The following is a 17,850-nucleotide window of genomic DNA, read 5'->3' as shown; positions in this document are numbered from 1 at the left end:
CTATTGGCCGCAGTCGCTGTTACTGAAGCGCTCGCTGACGACCGGGCGATTGCTCTTGTACTCGCTGAACTCGTAACGCAGAACGGCGCCGCGGGCCAATAACTGGCGATAACCCGGGTTGCGGCACACGCTGTTGGCCAGTTGCGCGCGCACGCTATCCGGGTTGCCGCGCATCTGTGCGGCGTGCTCGGGGCGCACACTCAGGTGATTGATCAGTTCATTGCCGTCGACGCTATAGCCTTGATCGAGAATATCTTCGTTGATCGCCCGTGGTGTGCCGACACTGCTTTCCTTGGCGACTTGTTCGAGGGTCTTGCTCAGCTCGAAGTTGTTCAGCGATGCGGCCTGAGTCAGCACGGGTAGGCTGAGGGCGAGGATTACAGCGATCATACGCAGCATGGAGTTCTCCAGAGTCAGTTCTGAACCCTTCGACAGGCATCGGCCCGCAGAGGTTCAGCAGGCCACTATCTTACTGGGCCGCCGGGGTTTGCCCCACCTGCAATAGTGGCGGCTTTGTTAGACTCGCGAGTTTTACCGTCCCAGGATCCAAGATGCCGTCCCTTTCTCGCCGTGGAACGTCGTGCCCATGAGCCATGCCGTCGCTCGTTTGCGCGCCGCGCGCATTGCCCGTAGTGAAAAACCCTTCCTGGCCCGTGGCTCCAAGGCCGTGCGTTGCCAGCGCTGCCGGCTGGCCCTGAGCCATTGCCTGTGCGCCTGGCGTCCGCAGATCGAGGCCAGGTCGGGCGTGTGCTTGCTGATGCATGATGTCGAGGCGCTCAAGCCAAGCAATACCGGCTGGCTGATTGCCGATGTAGTGGCCGATACGTCGGCCTTTGGCTGGTTGCGCACTGCGGTCGAACCCGCCTTGCCGGCGCTGCTGAGCGATCCGCAGTGGCAGCCCTATCTGGTGTTTCCAGGTGAATACGTCGAGCCTGGACGGGTGGTCAGTGAGGTGGATCATGCGCCTGGCAAGCGGCCACTGTTCATTCTGCTCGATGCGACCTGGACCGAGGCGCGCAAGATGTTCCGCAAGAGCCCCTACCTCGACAGCTTGCCGGTGCTCAGCCTGCAGCCCGAGCAATTGTCGCGTTACCGTCTGCGTCGTTCCACGCGCGACGATCATCTGTGTACCGCCGAGGTGGCGGCGCTCTGTCTCGAACTGGCTGGCGATCAGCATGCCGCCGATGCGCTGAACGCCTATCTGGATGTCTTCAGCCAGCACTACCTGGCGGCTAAAGCTCCACGTGCGGTTGATCTGGACGACGCCTTGCATCAGCACTTGCGGCTGTTTCTGTAACTAGTTGACTGGTTTTTTTCGGCCATAGTTGCGCCAGCAGCATGCCAGTGAGCATCAGCGCACAGCCGAAATAACCACGCAGTTGCAGCGCTTCGCCCAGTAGCCAGGCGCCTGCAATGGCGGCAAACACGGCTTCCAGCGAGAGGATGATCGCGGCGTGCGAGGCGATCGCATGCTTTTGCGCCACCACCTGCAAGGTAAAGCCGATGGCCACGCCGAACAGGCCGCCATACAGAATCGCCGGCCCGGCAGCGATAATCGAGTCGAGGCGGATGTCCTCGAAGATCAGCGCCAGCAGCAGGCTGATCAGCGCGCAGGTGGCGAATTGCACCACGGCCAGGCGCAAGGGGTCATGCCTTCTGGCGAAAACCCCCACCAGCAGCACATGCACGGCCCAGACGAAAGCACCGGCCAATTGCAGCCAGTCGCCGGAGGCGACCTGAAAGCCGTCGCCGACGCTGAGCAGGAACATGCCGAGCACCGCCAGCAAGGCGCCCAGCCAGATGCCCAGGCCAGTCTTGTGGCCGAGCAGCAGGCCGAGCAGGGGCACGATGATCACGTACAGGCCGGTGATGAATCCGGCGTTGGTGACACTGGTGAAGAGCAAACCGACCTGTTGCAGGTTGATCCCCAGGGCCAGTGCCAAACCCATCAGTCCGCCCCCCAGCAGCAGGTGGCGGTTCAGCGGCGCGATGGGCGTGCTGCGCGAGCGGCGCTCGAGCAGCGGTAGCAGAGGCAGCAGTATCAATACCGCCAGGGCAAAGCGCAGGCCGCTATAGAGGAAGGGGCCGATCGAGTCCATGCCCAGGCGCTGAGCGACGAAGGCCGAACCCCAGATCATCGCCGTGAGCAGCATCAAGAGGTCGGCGCGCAGGGCCTGGCTTCGCATAAAATAGCCTCGTTGGGAAAAAGTGCAGACTGTGCCGCAAAGTAACGCGCTTGACCACTCCGTGATCGCTCGGCATGCTGGGCGCCGCCTTAGGCGCATTTGCGCTTGGCCGTGTACTATGCGCGGCTCAATCGAGCGGCCTGTCATGTTTCATCCGGCAGGCCTGGGCTAGCGGTATTCACATAACAAGAACAGGACCTGCAATGGCCGCTTATGAAATCCTGATTGCCGACGATCATCCTCTCTTTCGCAGTGCGCTTCAGCAGGCACTGACCCTGGGTCTTGGCCCGCAGGTACGGTTGGTAGAAGCTGCCAGCATCGCCGAGTTGGAAACCTGCCTGGCGGCAAAAGCAGATTGGGATCTGGTTTTGCTCGACCTCAACATGCCCGGTGCCTATGGTTTCTCCGGCCTGGTGCTGTTGCGTGGGCAATACCCGCAGGTACCGGTGGTGATGGTCTCGGCGCAGGAAGAGGCGGCCGTGGTGGCGCGGGCACGCGAATTCGGCGCCAGTGGTTTCATTCCCAAGTCCAGCTCCCTGGAGAGCATCCAGCAAGCGGTGCAAGTGGTGCTCGATGGCGATACCTGGTGGCCGGAGCAAACCGAGGAGGCTGCGCAGGTCTCTGCCGAGGCCAAAGCCGCCAGCGCCGGCCTGGCCAGTCTGACCCCGCAGCAGTTTCGCGTGTTGACCATGGTCTGCGACGGTCTGCTGAACAAGCAGATCGCCTACGAGTTGAGCGTTTCCGAGGCAACGGTAAAGGCCCATGTCACGGCAATTTTCCGCAAGCTCGGTGTGCGCACCCGTACCCAGGCAGCCCTGCTGTTGCAGCAGATGGAATCGATCCCGAGCAGTTGAGCGGGTTGCCGAGGCGAGGCGCCCTCAGTGCAGTAGGTGCAGGCCGGTTTGTTTGTGCAGGTCTATAGTTCTCCTGCCAGCCGGCTTTTTTACACGCTGGGAAACTTTCTTGGGCAACTCTCTTATGTCGCCATTCAAGGGTCAGACGGGCTTCAAGCGTATCGTCAATGCCGCAGGCTATTCGTTGGCGGGTTTGCGCGTCGCGATTGCCGGCGAGGCCGCCTTCCGTCAGTTGATGCTGCTCAACCTGGTGTTGATTCCCCTGGCGTTCTACAGCGATGTCAGCCGGGGCGAGCGGGCCCTGATGGTGGGCGTCTGCCTGTTGGCGTTGATCGTCGAGTTGCTCAACTCGGCGCTGGAGGCGGCGGTCGATCGTATCTCTCTGGAGTTGCATCCCTTGTCGAAAAACGCCAAAGACATGGGCAGCGCCGCGCAATTCATGTCCTTGACGCTGATCGCCAGTGTCTGGACGGTGATTCTGCTGGGCTGATGGCGTGCGACCCGGTAGCGCCAAAGTCGCTCAGGCAATGTTTGGCAGCACTATCTCATCGCTGCGCCTGACCCCGGCTGTCAGCGCCCGGCATAGCTCGATAAATTCGCGCATGGCGGCGGTCTGGTACTTCTGTTTGTGCCAGATGAAATAGAACTGCCGGCGCAGATCCAGTTCGGGTGTTTCCACCGCCACCAGGCTGCCGCGGCGGAAGGCGTCGCGTAGCGCCAGGCGCGAGATGCAGCCGATGCCCAGGCCCGATTCCACCGCGCGTTTGATCGCCTCGGTATGTTCCAGCTCCAGGCGCACGTTCAACGAGCGCGGGTGATGGCGCATGGCCTGATCGAAGGTCAGGCGTGTGCCCGAGCCCTGTTCACGGAGGATCCAGGCTTCCCGGGTCAACTCGTCCAGGCTGGCTTCGCCGCGCTTGGCCAGGGCATGTTGCGGGGCGCAGAACACCACCAGTTCATCCTTGACCCAGGGTTGCACCTCGATATCCGGGTGCTGGCAGTCGCCCTCGATCAGGCCCATATCCAGCTCGTAGTGGGCGATCTGCTGCACCACATAGGCAGTGTTGTGGACCTGCAATTTCACTCGGCATTCGGGGTGGCGCTGCATGAAACTGCCGATCAGCAGGGTGGCCAGGTAGTTTCCCACCGTCAGGGTGGCGCCGACATTCAACGAACCGAAGCCGCTCTTGCCGCCCAACAGGCGCTCGATTTCCTTGGCCTGCTCGAGCAGGGCCAGCGCCTGGGGCAATAACTGCGAGCCCAGGGCATTGAGGATCAGGCGTTTGCCGGCGCGGTCGAATAGTTGACAGTCGGTTTGCCGCTCCAATTCACTGAGCGAAGTGCTGGCAGCCGATTGCGACAAGGCCAGCGAGTCGGCCGCACGGGAGACGTTTTCCTGCTGGGCCACGGCGACGAATACCTGGAGCTGTCTGAGCGTAAATCGCATATCTATATAACCGATAATCCATATCTTGATTATTCACTTAACAGATATTCTGCCCGCGTCTAGAATCCACTGCAACCGCCATTGCCCGTGATCTTGAGGACCTAGCATGAGCAACCTGAACGTCGAGCGTGTACTCAGTGTTCACCACTGGAACGACACCTTATTCAGCTTCAAGACCACCCGCGATCCGGGCTTGCGCTTCGAGAATGGCCAGTTCGTGATGATCGGCCTGCAACAGGACAACGGCCGGCCGCTGATGCGTGCCTATTCCATCGCCAGCCCGAACTACGAAGAGCACCTGGAGTTCTTCAGCATCAAGGTACAGGATGGCCCACTGACTTCGCAGTTGCAGCACCTCAAGCCCGGCGATGAACTGGTGGTCAGCCGCAAGCCCACCGGCACCCTGATACTCGACGATCTGTTGCCCGGTAAGCACCTGTACCTGCTCAGCACAGGCACTGGCCTGGCGCCTTTCATGAGCGTGATCCAGGACCCGGAAACCTACGAGCGCTACGAGAAGATCGTGCTGGTGCATGGTGTGCGTTACGTCAACGAAGTGGCCTACCGTGAGTTCATCACCGAGCACCTGCCGCAGAACGAATACTTCGGCGACGCCTTGAAGGGCAAGCTGATCTACTACCCGACCGTGACCCGCGAAGAGTTCGAGAACCAGGGCCGCCTGACCGACCTGATGCGCAGTGGCAAGCTGTTCCGCGATATCGGCCTGCCGCCGATCAACCCGCAGGACGACCGCGCGATGATCTGTGGCAGCCCTAGCATGCTCGACGAAACCGCCGCCGTGCTCGACAGCTTCGGCCTGAAGATCTCCCCGCGCATGGGCGAACCGGGCGATTACCTGATCGAACGCGCCTTCGTCGAGAAGTAAGCGCCAGGGTTTTATACATCGGCTCGGTGCAGACGCCATGCCGTTCACTTGCTCAAGTGAACGGCATTTTTGTAACTGGGATCTCATTCGGGAAACTCAGCGCCTGAATCCACCAGACCGGGCTCGGTCATTGCGGGCGTTGAAAGTCAGGGGACATCAGCTGGGGGGTGGATCTCGCGTGATCTGGAAGCGGTTGCCGCCGCTTCTCTTCGCGACGTACATGGCGTTGTCGGCACGACTGAGCAACTGGTGTGCATCATCACCATGCTGCGGATAGAACGCCACCCCGATGCTCGGCAGAACCTGGTGAGTCTGACCGTTGAGGTCGAATGGCTGGTTGAGCGCCACGCGGATCTTCTCGGCGACCAGCAAGGCATGATCCTGCGAGTGGACGTCCTCGAGCAGCACCACGAATTCGTCGCCACCCAGGCGTGCGACCGTGTCCGATTCGCGAATGCATTGCCTGAGGCGGTCGGCAACCATCTGCAGCAGTAGATCGCCGATGGCATGGCCGAAGGTATCGTTGACCTGCTTGAACTTGTCCAGATCGAGGAATAGCAGGGACAGTTGCGTTTGCTCCCGGCGTGCCCTGGTCAGTGCGGTGTGCAAGCGGTCATGGAGCAGGGCGCGGTTAGGCAGGTGGGTCAGTTGGTCGTATTGGGCCATGAACTGCAGGCGACTGAGCATCTGCTGGCGTTCGATGGCCGACGCCACCTGGGTCGAGACGAATTGCAGCAGTTCTTTGTCCTTGTCGGAGTAGCGCGCGCCGTGGGTATAGCTCTGGACTACCAGGGCGCCAATGGTGCCATTGTGCGAGGTGAGTGGCACGCCCAGCCAATACAGTGACGCGCAGTCGATCGCCTGCACATGCTCGGGCAGTGTCGTCAGTGTTTCGGGTGAGCGCAGCAAGGTCTGCCCGGTGCGGATGATTTCGGCGCTGAGGGTGGGCGCATCGCGCTTGTGCGGGTCCGGTGCCTGGTGGCGCTCATCGATATGATAGGGAAAGCTCAGCTGGTCATTCTGCTCATCGTAAAGGGCCACGGAGAAGTTGATGGCGGGCAGCAGTTCGCCGACGATCGAGTGAACCTTTTCGAACAGTCCGGGCAGATCCTTGGCCAGGTGCGCCGCTTCGGATATGGCATAGAGCGCCGCTTGCATTGTCTCGCTGTGTTTGCGTTCGCTGATGTCGTGGGCCACGGCAATCCGCAGTTGATCGTCCGCCGACCAACGCGCCGACCACATGATGTGAACGATCTGCCCATCCTTACGTACATAGCGATTTTCAAAGCTGGGTTTGCTGGTGCCCGCCATGATGTCGCTGGCCGTTTGCAGTGTTCTGGCGCGGTCTTCCGGCAATACCAGTTCGATCATGCTCCTGCCGACCATTTCCTCGGCCGTATAACCAAAGATCCGCTCGCAGGCCGCACTGACAAACACGAAGCGTCCTTCCTTGTCGACCACGCAGATGGCATCGAGCAGAAGGTCTACAAGGTCGCCTGATGGCACGTAAGACTGTTTTTTCATAAGGTAAATTATGGATTCTCGGAATCAGCCATGACCTGCGGGGGAGTGTGGCAATGAGCCGAAAGGTGCTACCCACGAGTGAACTTTAGCTGCAGCCCAGGCACTGCGGAAGCAATACTTCAATCAAGATGTGTAGTGGCTTTGCGCAGGCTAGTGATTTATCCGTGGCTCAGCAGGTCGCCACCACTTCCAGCACGCAGATCTTGCCCGGCTCGGGGTAGTGCCAGCGCACATCGACATCCCAGAGACGCGCGCCATAGTGCCGCTCGGGCGGCGGTACCTGATAGGCCGGGCGCGGATCCTGGGCCAGGCATTGCTCGATCAGCTCGACCAGGGGCTGGTCCAGGCGCAGGCCGTGGCTGCGCGCCTGGCCGAGGGCAGCGTCTCGCCACTGCACCTCGATCAGCTGCGGGGCAGCGTCGGCGATGCGGTTGCAGGCCCCCGCGACGCTGTCGGCATAGGGCACATAGGGCTTGATATCCAGCACCGGGGTGCCATCGAGCAAGTCGATCCCCGACAGCCAGAGCCTGTCCGGTTCGACCTTGTCCAGCTTGACCACCGATTGACCGATGCCGTTGGGGCGGTGGGTGGCGCGGCTGGCGAAGACTCCAACCGATTTATTTCCGCCCAGGCGCGGTGGGCGCACCTTTAGCCGCGGCTTGTCCTCCAGTGCCTGGTGAAACAGGAACAGCAGCCAGACGTGGCTGACCTGCTCCAGGCCCTGCACCGCCTCGCCAGTATTGAAGGGGGCGACCAGCTCCAGCACGCCACGGGCAGCCGGTGCCAACTGCGGCTGACGGGGGATGGCGAACTTTTCCTTGAAGCAGGAGCGGACGAAGCCTATGGGCGAGACGGAGTAGGGCATGGGTGGGTGGTCTGCAGTGGCGGGGGCTTATCTTACCTGTAATGCGCGGCGCTCTTAAGCAGTCGCTAGGGCCCGCCGTTGCGTCACGTCCGCGCCGAAACGGCAACAGCCCTAGCCAAGCAGCAGCCACAGGCTCCAGCCGAGCAACAGCAAACCGCAGATCCGGCCGAGCCAGAGTCCGTGCGGGAGGTTTTTCTCCAGCAGGACGAAGGCGCCGATCACGGCCACCCAGAGCAGGTTCATTACCCCGACCACGAACAGCAGGCCCATCAGGGCCCAGCAGCAGCCCAGGCAATAAGCGCCATGGGCCAGGCCCATGCGCCAGCCGCCGAGTACGCCGGGGCGCCAGTAGCCGAGCAGAAAATGTAGCGGCCCGCGACAATGCTCAAGGCACACCGCCTTGCTCGGCAGCCACTGATAGACGCCTGCGACCAGCAGCAGGCCGGCGCCCAGCGCGGTACTGCTGCTGCGCATCCCCGGACTGAGCAGGGCGAGCTGCTCGAGCGCCCATTGCAGCGCTGTGGCGCCCAGGGCGAAGCCGGCCCAGACCAGGCCATAGGCGCTGCAGAACAGCAGCAGGGCCAGGTGTCGCTGCGGCGCCGGCATGCGCTTGCGCAGCATCTGCTGGTAGATCAGCAGCATGGGCAGGGCGCTGGGCAGCATCATGCCGACCATCATCACTGCCCACATGGCGAACATCAGCAGAGCATCGGCCAGGCTCCAGGGCATGAGCATGCCGGCCATTGCCGCATCGGCCATGCCGCCAGGTGCGCTCATGTCGCGGGCCATTTGCAGCAGTATCAGCCAGGCCAGGGCGGTCAGCGCGAGCAGGCAGAGCAGGAACAGCAACTGCTCGCCCGTCAGTCGCCTGCCCGGCGTCGTCACCTCAAGTTCTGCCATCTTTACGGTTCTATGCCATGGCCGGTGAAGTGCACATGAGCGAGGTGGCTATGGCTGCCCTGGGATTGCAGCTTGAGGGCTGAATGAGTCTGATAGCTGCCACTGGCCACTTCGGCCTCAAGGAACTCGAAACCATCGGGCAGGGACAGGCGGACGCGATGGGGCGAACCGTCGATCGGGCTGCGGATCGGCTCGCCGCTGGCCTGCAGCGCGCCTGGAATGTCCAGGTGCGCCAGGCGTTGATCGACATCGATGGACAGTGTGATGGGCACGAATTGCGGGTCGAACATTTCAGTCATGGTGCTGCTGAATACCTGAAATACGTTGGCCCCGGGGTCGCTCTCCAGGCCGGAGAGGATGGTCAGCAGTGCCTGGCGTTGCGCGTCGTCGGCGCGTTCATCGATGAACAGCTGACAACTGCCGTTGCCCTCATGGATGGCGCCCGGCCAGGCGAAGGTGGCGGCCCAGCACAAGCCGTCCAGCGCCACCTGATTGAAATACCCGTGCTCCACTCGCATGGACGCCACCGCCTGGCAGTGGCCATGGGTCGGTGGCGCATCGAATTGACAGGGACAGCCCCAATTGCAGTTGCAGGCAATGAATTCGACGCCCTGCATGCGCCACTCGGCGATGGCCATGATCAACCTCCTTCACCTGGCAGGTGAAACGAAAGCCGCTGTTACCCCCCTCCATCAATTAACGCTAGCAGGGCGCGCGCATCGGGCAGGGGCTGCCGACCAAAGGTCGGCTTGCCCGCGGTCGCCGGTCAGAGGTGGAAGCCACCGTCGATAGGGATGATGTTCCCGGTCATAAAGGCGCCAGCGGTACTGGCCAGGCTGATCGCCAGGGCGGCCATTTCTTCCTCGCGACCCCAGCGCTTCATCGGGATCAGCGCGCAGTCTTCGGCCATGGCCGCATCGTCCTGGGCGATGAACTGGGTCATCTTGCTCGGGAAGCGCCCCGGTGCGATCACGTTGACGTTGATGTGCTGGCCGACCAGTTCACGGGCGAGCATGCGCGATAGCTGATGCAGCGCGGCCTTGCTCGGGCCATAGGCGTAGGCGTCTTCGCCATGGGAGGTGATGCCGGCGACCGAGCCGATATTGATCACCCGCGCCGGACTGGCCGCCGTGCCGGCCTTGCGCAGCAGCGGCAGCAACTGCTGGATGCAGCTGAACACCGAGGTCACGTTGAGCTGCATGACCTTCTCCCAGCCCTTGGCCGGGTAGGACTCGAGCGGCGCGCCCCAGGTGGTGCCGGCGTTGTTGACCAGGATATCCAGTTGGCCGATCTCGCCGGCCAGTTGCGCGGCCAGTGCCTGCACGCCTTCTTCGCTGGCCAGGTTGGCGGCCATGCCGTGGCAAGTGCCGAAGGCCGAGAGTTCGGCGGCGGTCTGCGCGCAGGCCTCGCCGTCACGGGCACAGACGTAGACGGTGGCACCGGCTTCGAGGAAGGCTTTGGCGATCATCTTGCCGATGCCGCGGGTGCCACCGGTGACCAGGGCGGTGCGGCCTTGCAGGGAGAAGTAAGGGTGCATGGCAAATCCTCTTGGGGGATGAATGCCACTAGCCTAATCGGCTGACTGTCGAGCGGCAGTCACTATTGCCCTTGGAAATACGCCGCCATGCGCCCAGGTAGTGCGAGTGACGAGCAGGCAGGTTGGGCCGGGCCACGTTCGCCGGGCCACGTTGGCTGAGGTGCGCGAAGCCCAACGGGGCGCCAATCGACGACACAGAGCTATAAGCATCGACGTTGGGCTTCGTCGCTGCGCTCCCTGACCCAACCTACGGAAGTCGGCCTATACGGTCAGGTGTGGCTGACTCAGCCGCGCACGCGCAGGGTCAGGCCCTTGAGGAAATTGCGCAAAAACTGATCGCCGCAGGTGCGGTAGTTGCTGTGGCCGAACTTGCGAAACAGCGCGCTCATCTCGGGTTTGGACACCGGGCAGTCGACGCTTTGCATGATCGCGTGCATGTCGTCTTCTTTCAGCTCGAAGGCCACCCGCAGCTTTTTCAGCACCATGTTGTTGGTCACCGGCAGCTCGAACGGCTGGGCCGGGCGGCTGTCGTCCTTGCCGCGCTTGAAGTACACCAGACCATCGAGAAAATGCGCCATCAGCTCATCTTCGCAGGCCACGAAGCCTTCCTCGTCCTCCTTTTTCAGCAAGGCGTCGAGTGTTTCCGGTTCGACCTCCTTGCCGCTGAGTCGAATGATTTCGGCCATCTGCACATCGTTGACGTCGAGCGTGTAGCGCAGGCTGCGCAGTACATCGTTATTGAGCATGGGGGTGTCCTGAAAAGGGCTGGCGCCCGAGAGGCGGCAGCTTGAAAAAGTTAGAAGCGTTCTTTGCCGGCGAGATAGCGCCACTGGCCGGGCTGGACTTTGGCCATGGACACGCCGCCGATACGGATGCGTTTCATGCCCAGTACCTTGAGGTCGACGCTGTTGCACATGAAGACGATCTGTCCCGGCTGCGGGTTCTTCAAGGCGAAGCGCAGGCGGGTTTCGTTCTGCCAGCTGACCTTGCACGGCGGCAGGGCGGTACCGTTGAAGCTCAAGCCATGGTTCAGGCGTTTCAGCTGGCTGTTACTGAGCGTGCCGAGCACCTCGACCACGTATTCCTGCTCCAGCTTGGCCTGATCTTCCTTGAGCTTGCGCTCGATACGCCAGTCCTGAGTCAGCACGTGCAGGCCATCGGCGCCGGCCTGCAGTGGCAGGCAGGTGACCAGGCGGGCGAAGTGGCTTTTCAGCGGGCGGATGGCGGAGTTGTCGTCCGGCCACTGGCTGGCCGGACTGACCGACTCGACCGCGCGATCCGGGAAGTGACCGGAGGGCACATGCAGCAACAGGGTAACCGGCTCGACCGGCGCCAGTACGGCGTCCGGCAGCAGTTCGACGCGCTGCGACTCGACCTTGAACTGCGGCTCTTGCACCACCACGCCGTCGACCAGCACCCAGCCGCCCTCGATATACAACTCAGCCTCGCGGCGTGAGCAACCGACCAGTTCGATCAGGCGTTTGGACAGGCGTATCGGGTCGGTCATGGAAAGAGTCGTCGGCAAAAAAGGGCGACCATTGTAACTGGCCAGGGACGCGATGCGCGGATCATTGGGCGAACGGCGGCGATAAAAAGCGTTTGCCCCATCCTGCGAGGTCATGGATTTCAGTGGGCTATTAAAAAACCGCTCCGAGGAGCGGTTTCAATAAAGGCGGGCGGTTTTAACCGCCCAGGTAGGCGTCGCGCACCTTCGGATCGTTGAGCAAGTCATGCCCGCTGCCCTGCATGACGATCCGGCCGTTCTCCAGCACATAGCCGCGGTCGGCCAGCTTCAGTGCCTGGTTGGCGTTCTGCTCGACCAGGAACACGGTCACGCCGTCCTCGCGCAGCTGTTCGATGATGCTGAATATCTGCTGGATGATGATCGGCGCCAGCCCCAGCGACGGCTCGTCGAGCAGCAACAGCTTGGGCTTGCTCATCAGTGCGCGGCCGATGGCGAGCATCTGCTGTTCGCCGCCGGACATGGTGCCGGCGCGCTGGCTCAGGCGTTCCCGCAGGCGCGGGAACAGCTGCAGGACCTTGTCCAGTTGCTCCTGGAACTCGGCCTTGGCGGTGAAGAACCCGCCCATCACCAGATTTTCCTCCACGGTCAGGCGGGAGAATACCCGGCGGCCTTCCGGGACCACGGCGATGCTCTTGCGCATGATGTCCGGGGTGTTCTGGCCGATCAGTTCCTCGCCCTGGTAGCGGATGCTGCCGCTGCTCGCCTGCGGTGAGCCGCACAGGGTCATCAGCAGGGTCGATTTGCCGGCGCCGTTGGCCCCGATCAGGGTGACGATCTCACCCTGGCGCACTTCGACGCTGACGTCGTGGAGGGCCTGGATCTTGCCGTAGAAGGTGGAAACCTTGTCGAAATACAGCATCAAGCTTCCCCCAGGTAGGCTTTGATCACGTCCGGGTTGGCGCGGATCTGCTCCGGCGTCCCATCGGCCAGGGGCGTGCCCTGGTTGATCACGTAGATATGGTCGGAAATGCTCATGACCAGTTTCATGTCGTGCTCGATCAGCAATACGGTGACGTCATGTTTATCGCGCAGCATGCGGATCAGGGCCTTGAGGTCGTCGGTTTCCCGCGGGTTGAGGCCGGCAGCCGGCTCGTCGAGCATGAGGATGCGTGGCCGCGTCATCATGCAGCGGGCGATTTCCAGGCGGCGCTGCTGGCCGTAGGCGAGGGTGCCGGCCGTGCGGTTGGCGAAGTCGGTCAGATTGACCTGCTCCAGCCAATGCGCGGCAAACTCCATGGCCTCGCGTTCGCTCTTGCGAAACGCCGGGGTCTTCAGCAGGCCGGCGAGGAAGTTGGTGTTGAGGTGGCGGTGCTGGGCGACCAGCAGGTTTTCCACCACGGTCATTTCCTTGAACAGACGCACGTTCTGGAAGGTCCGCACCACACCCTTGCGGGCGATCTTGTGGCCCGGCAGGCCCTCGATCTGCTCGCCATCGAGGCGAATATTGCCGCTGGTCGGCTGGTAGAAGCCGGTCAGGCAGTTGAACACCGTGGTCTTGCCGGCGCCGTTCGGGCCGATCATCGATACCACTTGCTTTTCATTGACGGTCAGCCCCACCCCGTTGACGGCCAGCAGGCCACCGAAGCGCATGGACAGGCCGCTTACTTCCAGGATAGGCCGGCTCATTGTTTCAGCTCCAGGTGGGGGCGCTGCATGGGCAACAGGCCCTGCGGACGCCAGATCATCATCAGCACCATCAGGGCGCCGAACATCAGCATGCGGTACTCGTTGAATTCCCGTGCCAGTTCCGGCAACAGGATCATCACGATGGCCGCCAGGATGATCCCCAGCTGCGAACCCATGCCGCCCAGCACGACGATGGCGAGGATGATCGCCGACTCGATGAAGGTGAAGGACTGCGGGCTGACCAGGCCCTGGCGCGCGGCGAAGAAGCTACCGGCGAAACCGGCGAAGCAGGCGCCCAGGGTGAAGGCCGACAGCTTGATCACGGTGGGGTTCATGCCCAGCGCCCGGCAGACGATTTCGTCTTCGCGCAGCGCTTCCCAGGCGCGGCCGATCGGCATGCGCAGCAGGCGGTTGATCACGAACAGGGTCAGCAGCACCAGGACCAGGGCGATCAGGTAGAGGAAGATCACCTTGTTGATCGAGGCATAGGCCACGCCGAAATACTCGTGGAAGGTCTGCATGCCCTCGGCGGCCTTGCGGTCGAACGACAGGCCGAACAGGGTCGGCTTGGGGATCGAACCGATGCCGTTGGGACCGCCGGTCAGCCAGGTCATGTTGTTCAGCAGGATGCGGATGATCTCGCCGAAGCCCAGGGTGACGATGGCCAGGTAGTCGCCGCGCAGCCGCAACACCGGGAAGCCCAGGATAAAGCCGAAGAACGCCGCCATCAGGCCGGCGATCGGCAGGCAGATCCAGAAGCTCAGGCCGAAGTAGAACGACAGCAGCGCGTAGCTGTAGGCGCCGACGGCGTAGAAGGCCACGTAGCCGAGGTCGAGCAGGCCGGCCAGACCGACCACGATGTTCAGGCCGAGGCCGAGCATCACGTAGATCAGGATCAGGGTGGCGATGTCCACCGCGCCTCGCGAGCCGAAGAACGGCCAGGCCAGGGCCACGATGATCAGTCCGATGATCACCCAGCGCTGGGTCGAGGGCAGGGTGAGGAAGTCGCTGGCCTGGCTCGGTACGCTCGGCAGCTTGGGCGCATGGCTCCAGGCGGCGCTCAGCTGGGTGCGGAACAATTGCCAGAAGAACATGGCAATCGAACTGCCGAGTATGGTCCAGAGCACGGCCGGGCTGGCACCTTGCACTTCCAGCTTGATGCCCACGGTGGAGAGCTTCAGGCCGATTACCGGATAGGCCACGGCCAGCACCAGCAGGGCGCTGAAGATGGCCGTCTTGAAGTTTTTCTTGATCGAGGTACTCATACTTTCTCAACCTCCGGACGACCCAGAATGCCGGTCGGGCGGAATAGCAGCACCAGCACCAGCAGGCTGAATGCCACTACGTCCTTGTACTGGTCGCCAAAGATGTCGGCACCGAAGGCTTCGGCGACGCCGAGCACCAGGCCGCCCAATACCGCGCCGGGGATGCTGCCAATGCCGCCGAGTACCGCGGCGGTGAACGCCTTGATCCCGGCGAGGAAACCCAGGTGCGGGTTGATCACGCCGTACTGCATGCCCAGCAGTATCGCGGCCACGGCCGCCAGGGCGGCGCCGATGACGAAGGTCAGGCTGATGATGTTGTTGGTGTTGATGCCCAGCAGGTTGGCCATCTTCAGGTCTTCGGCGCTGGCCCGGCAGGCCCGGCCGAGACGCGAACGGGAGATGAACAGGGTCAGGCCGACCATCACCAGGAAGGTCACGACGAAGATCAGCACCTGCATATAGGAAATAACCACGCCGTTCATGGTGCTTTCACCGAACACGAAGTTGCCCGGCAAGGGGTTTGGGATGGCTTTGTCCTTGGAGTCCTGGGACAGCAGCACAAGGTTCTGCAGGAAGATCGACATGCCGATCGCCGAAATCAGCGGGATCAAGCGGTTGCCGCCGCGCAGGGGGCGATAGGCGACCCGTTCGATGCTGTAACCATAGGCCGCGCAGACGATGATGCTGGCAGCGAAGCCCGCGATCATCATCAGGGGCAAGCTGTCCAGGCCGAACATGGCCAGGCCGGCGATCACGATGAAGACTACATACGAGCCAATCATGTAAACCTCGCCATGGGCGAAGTTGATCATGCCGATGATGCCGTAGACCATGGTGTAGCCGATGGCAATCAGGGCATAGGTGCTGCCAACGGTCAGGCCGTTAACCAGCTGTTGCAGGTAGTGATACAGATCAGGCATTGCCTAACTCCTGGGTCGTCACGCACGGCGGCGCTTGTGGCGCAGCGTGAGACCGGAATTCTTCTAATAAACAAAACCCACTGCGGCTGCAGTGGGCTTTGGGTTCGGGCGGGAAGCCGCTTGTCAGTTAAGCGGCGCTTCGGTCTTGCTGCCGTCCTGGTGCCATTCGTAGACCACGAAGCTGAAATCCTTCAGGTCGCCCTTTTCGTCGAAGCTGAGAACGCCGGTGGGGGTGTCGAAGCTGTTGGCGCGCAGGGCCGCAGCCACCTTGGCGGTGTCGGTACTGCCGGCTTTCTCGATGCCTTCGGCAATTACCTGCACGGCCGCATAGGCCGGGAAGACGAACGGGCCGCTGGAGTCTTCGTTCTTGGCCTTGAACGCCTCGACCAGCGCCTTGTTGCGTGGGTCCTGGTCGAACGACTTCGGCAGGGTGACCAGCAGACCTTCGGAAGCCGGGCCGGCGATGGCCGAGATTTCCTTGTTACCCACGCCTTCCGGGCCCATGAACTTGGCACTCAGGCCTTTTTCAGCCGACTGACGCAGCAGCAGGCCCAGTTCCGGGTGGTAGCCGCCGTAGTAGACGAAATCCACATCGGCTTGCTTGAGCTTGGCGATCATCGCGGAGAAATCCTTGTCGCCGGCGTTGATGCCTTCGAACAGGGCGACCTTGGTGCCCTTGGCTTCCAGGGTCTGCTTGACCGCGGTGGCAATGCCTTCACCGTACTGTTGCTTGTCGTGGATTACCGCAACGGCTTTCGGCTTGACGTGGTCGGCGATGTAGTTGCCGGCAGTCGGGCCTTGCAGGCTGTCCAGGCCGATGGTGCGGAACACCAGTTCGTAACCGCGAGCGGTAATGTCCGGGCTGGTGGACGCCGGGCTGACCATCAGGATGCCTTCGTCTTCATAGATGTCGGACGCCGGCTGAGTGGAGCTGGAGCAAAGGTGGCCGATCACGAACTTCACTTCATCGTTGACGATCCTGTTGGCCACGGCCACGGCTTGTTTCGGGTCGCAGGCATCGTCGTAGACCTTGCCTTCGAGCATGGCGCCGTTGACGCCACCGGCCTTGTTGATCTGCTCGATGGCCATCTTGGCGCCGATGAACTGCATCTCCCCGTATTGCGCGACTGCGCCCGTTACCGGGCCTGCCATGCCGATCTTGATGGTGTCAGCCGCTAGCGAGTAGCTGGCAACGCCGGCCATGGCCATGGCGGCAAACAGTTTGGATATCTGCTTAGTAGCCTTGTTCATAGTGCTCCACTCTTATTGGTTTTCTATCGGTTTTCGTTGTGTAGTTCTGGCGGCCAAAGTTGCATGACCGGATCGCTTCATCCGGTCATAACCCCGGCAACTTTACCGCTGCAGTGTAGAGCGCCGCTTTGCAGCTTGAAAGCCGGCCGTTGAGGGCAACGTATGTGGATGTCGCTTAATTGCAATAAATGTATAGAAAAACGGCGTGGTCTGCCTGCGTCCGAGCGCTTGCGGCGTACTTGCCTGATGCTTGCTCGGCGCTATCATGTTGCCCGAGCAAAACTCGGACTACTTCTGCGGACAAACCATGACTGAACAACCTAGCACCCTCTATGCCAAGCTGCTCGGAGAAACTGCGCCAATAACCTGGCAAGAGTTGCAACCTTTCTTCGCCCGCGGTGCGTTGCTGATGGTCGGGGGGACGCAAGACCTGATCGCGGTGGCCCAAGCCGTAGCGGAAAATGACCAGGCCAAGGTGAGCGCCTGGCTGGCCGGCGGCCAATTGAAAAAAATCGACGATGGCTGTGCCGCGGATCTGCTGGCGCGCGACCCGGCGCTGTGGGCGGTGGTGGTGGCGCCTTGGGTGCTGGTGCAGGAGCGGCGCGAGGCGCCTGTTGTGCACTGAATCGATGCGCCGGTGGTGGTGAAGAGGTCTAGACTGGTCCGAGTCGTTCCTCAATCGCTACGGAGTCAACATGTTCGAGCCTGGTCATCTGCATCGCGCGAACCCGGTCGCCACCCCCGACCAGCCGGCGTTCAGCATCGATCTCTACTACGAGGTGCGCCAGGATCCGGTCGAGGGGCCGATGTTGCACATGCGCCTGGCCGGCGACGTGGCGGGCAAGGCGTTCGAGGAGCAGTTCGAGCTGCACCGCGATACCGCCTTCAATTTCGCCAGCGTCGCCAGCCGTCTGGCGCTCAAGCATGGGATGCCGGCCAATTTCAGCCTGATCATGCGTGGCCACCAGGAATACGACCAGATGTTCGCCGATATCCGCACCAAGCTCGGCAGTCACACCGGCGATACGGTCGATCTCGATCATCTGGAAAAAGACGGGCTGTAG

General features: G+C 62.1%; 21 protein-coding genes. 6 read left to right on the top strand and 15 right to left on the bottom strand.

Going from position 1 to position 17,850, the window contains the following annotated elements:
* Positions 1–399: a quorum-sensing-regulated virulence factor family protein gene (locus R3355_RS01075; RefSeq protein ID WP_318959695.1), complete on the bottom strand. Its 399-nt coding sequence runs from the start codon at positions 397–399 to the stop codon at positions 1–3.
* A 187-nt stretch (positions 400–586) separates the two neighbouring features.
* Here R3355_RS01075 and R3355_RS01070 point away from each other — a divergent pair, with 187 nt between their 5' ends.
* Positions 587–1,297, top strand: a complete 711-nt coding sequence (locus R3355_RS01070; RefSeq protein WP_318959694.1) for a tRNA-uridine aminocarboxypropyltransferase — start codon at positions 587–589, stop codon at positions 1,295–1,297.
* On the opposite strand, the gene R3355_RS01065 is transcribed toward R3355_RS01070, so the two are convergent.
* Positions 1,233–2,186, bottom strand: coding sequence for a DMT family transporter (locus tag R3355_RS01065; RefSeq protein WP_318959693.1), 954 nt, complete (start codon positions 2,184–2,186; stop codon positions 1,233–1,235). The genes R3355_RS01070 and R3355_RS01065 overlap by 65 nt on opposite strands.
* A 203-nt stretch (positions 2,187–2,389) precedes the next feature.
* On the opposite strand from R3355_RS01065, the gene erdR reads away from it, so the two are divergent.
* Positions 2,390–3,040 carry a response regulator transcription factor ErdR gene (gene erdR / locus R3355_RS01060; RefSeq protein ID WP_318959692.1) on the top strand — a complete coding sequence of 217 codons (651 nt, stop codon included), beginning with the start codon at positions 2,390–2,392 and terminating at the stop codon, positions 3,038–3,040.
* Positions 3,041–3,164: 124 nt separating this feature from the next.
* Positions 3,165–3,530: a diacylglycerol kinase gene (locus R3355_RS01055; protein WP_318959691.1), complete on the top strand. Its 366-nt coding sequence runs from the start codon at positions 3,165–3,167 to the stop codon at positions 3,528–3,530.
* 30 nt (positions 3,531–3,560) lie between these two features.
* Here the strand turns inward: R3355_RS01055 and R3355_RS01050 are convergent, their stop codons facing one another.
* Complete coding sequence (locus R3355_RS01050; RefSeq protein WP_318946121.1) at positions 3,561–4,487, bottom strand: LysR family transcriptional regulator; 927 nt, start codon at positions 4,485–4,487, stop codon at positions 3,561–3,563.
* A gap of 106 nt (positions 4,488–4,593) precedes the next feature.
* Here R3355_RS01050 and fpr point away from each other — a divergent pair, with 106 nt between their 5' ends.
* Positions 4,594–5,373: a ferredoxin-NADP reductase gene (gene fpr, locus R3355_RS01045; protein ID WP_318946122.1), complete on the top strand. Its 780-nt coding sequence runs from the start codon at positions 4,594–4,596 to the stop codon at positions 5,371–5,373.
* A 156-nt stretch (positions 5,374–5,529) separates the two neighbouring features.
* Here the strand turns inward: fpr and R3355_RS01040 are convergent, their stop codons facing one another.
* From R3355_RS01040 to R3355_RS00985, 12 genes are all read right to left on the bottom strand, one after another.
* Positions 5,530–6,897, bottom strand: a complete 1,368-nt coding sequence (locus tag R3355_RS01040; RefSeq protein ID WP_318959690.1) for a bifunctional diguanylate cyclase/phosphodiesterase — start codon at positions 6,895–6,897, stop codon at positions 5,530–5,532.
* Between the two features lie 169 nt (positions 6,898–7,066).
* Positions 7,067–7,762, bottom strand: a complete 696-nt coding sequence (gene tsaA, locus R3355_RS01035; RefSeq protein ID WP_318959689.1) for a tRNA (N6-threonylcarbamoyladenosine(37)-N6)-methyltransferase TrmO — start codon at positions 7,760–7,762, stop codon at positions 7,067–7,069.
* A 111-nt stretch (positions 7,763–7,873) separates the two neighbouring features.
* On the bottom strand, positions 7,874–8,662 hold the full coding sequence (locus tag R3355_RS01030) for a DUF2182 domain-containing protein (protein WP_318959688.1): 789 nt from the start codon (positions 8,660–8,662) through the stop codon (positions 7,874–7,876).
* Between the two features lie 2 nt (positions 8,663–8,664).
* Complete coding sequence (locus tag R3355_RS01025) at positions 8,665–9,300, bottom strand: DUF1326 domain-containing protein (RefSeq protein WP_318959687.1); 636 nt, start codon at positions 9,298–9,300, stop codon at positions 8,665–8,667.
* 128 nt (positions 9,301–9,428) lie between these two features.
* Positions 9,429–10,199, bottom strand: coding sequence for an SDR family oxidoreductase (locus R3355_RS01020; protein ID WP_318959686.1), 771 nt, complete (start codon positions 10,197–10,199; stop codon positions 9,429–9,431).
* A gap of 284 nt (positions 10,200–10,483) precedes the next feature.
* Positions 10,484–10,945 carry a DUF1456 family protein gene (locus tag R3355_RS01015; RefSeq protein ID WP_318959685.1) on the bottom strand — a complete coding sequence of 154 codons (462 nt, stop codon included), beginning with the start codon at positions 10,943–10,945 and terminating at the stop codon, positions 10,484–10,486.
* Between the two features lie 50 nt (positions 10,946–10,995).
* A complete protein-coding gene (locus tag R3355_RS01010; protein ID WP_318946129.1) occupies positions 10,996–11,706 on the bottom strand; it encodes an rRNA pseudouridine synthase in 711 nt (236 codons plus the stop codon).
* A gap of 175 nt (positions 11,707–11,881) precedes the next feature.
* Positions 11,882–12,583 carry an ABC transporter ATP-binding protein gene (locus tag R3355_RS01005; protein ID WP_318946130.1) on the bottom strand — a complete coding sequence of 234 codons (702 nt, stop codon included), beginning with the start codon at positions 12,581–12,583 and terminating at the stop codon, positions 11,882–11,884.
* Complete coding sequence (gene livG / locus R3355_RS01000; RefSeq protein ID WP_318946131.1) at positions 12,583–13,350, bottom strand: high-affinity branched-chain amino acid ABC transporter ATP-binding protein LivG; 768 nt, start codon at positions 13,348–13,350, stop codon at positions 12,583–12,585. Before livG ends, R3355_RS01005 begins: the two co-directional genes overlap by 1 nt.
* On the bottom strand, positions 13,347–14,615 hold the full coding sequence (locus R3355_RS00995) for a high-affinity branched-chain amino acid ABC transporter permease LivM (RefSeq protein WP_413243467.1): 1,269 nt from the start codon (positions 14,613–14,615) through the stop codon (positions 13,347–13,349). The genes livG and R3355_RS00995 overlap by 4 nt, the downstream gene beginning before the upstream one ends.
* A complete protein-coding gene (gene livH / locus R3355_RS00990; protein ID WP_318959684.1) occupies positions 14,612–15,535 on the bottom strand; it encodes a high-affinity branched-chain amino acid ABC transporter permease LivH in 924 nt (307 codons plus the stop codon). The genes R3355_RS00995 and livH overlap by 4 nt, the downstream gene beginning before the upstream one ends.
* Before the next feature lie 123 nt (positions 15,536–15,658).
* Positions 15,659–16,786: a branched-chain amino acid ABC transporter substrate-binding protein gene (locus tag R3355_RS00985; RefSeq protein ID WP_318959683.1), complete on the bottom strand. Its 1,128-nt coding sequence runs from the start codon at positions 16,784–16,786 to the stop codon at positions 15,659–15,661.
* Positions 16,787–17,093: 307 nt separating this feature from the next.
* Between R3355_RS00985 and R3355_RS00980 the strand changes: the two genes are divergently transcribed.
* Complete coding sequence (locus R3355_RS00980; protein ID WP_318959682.1) at positions 17,094–17,411, top strand: DUF2288 domain-containing protein; 318 nt, start codon at positions 17,094–17,096, stop codon at positions 17,409–17,411.
* 70 nt (positions 17,412–17,481) lie between these two features.
* On the top strand, positions 17,482–17,850 hold the full coding sequence (locus R3355_RS00975) for a DUF5064 family protein (RefSeq protein WP_318959681.1): 369 nt from the start codon (positions 17,482–17,484) through the stop codon (positions 17,848–17,850).

This window comes from Pseudomonas sp., assembly GCF_033723075.1.
Taxonomy (GTDB): Bacteria; Pseudomonadota; Gammaproteobacteria; order Pseudomonadales; family Pseudomonadaceae; genus Aquipseudomonas.
This window is presented reverse-complemented; position numbering and strand designations above follow the sequence as displayed.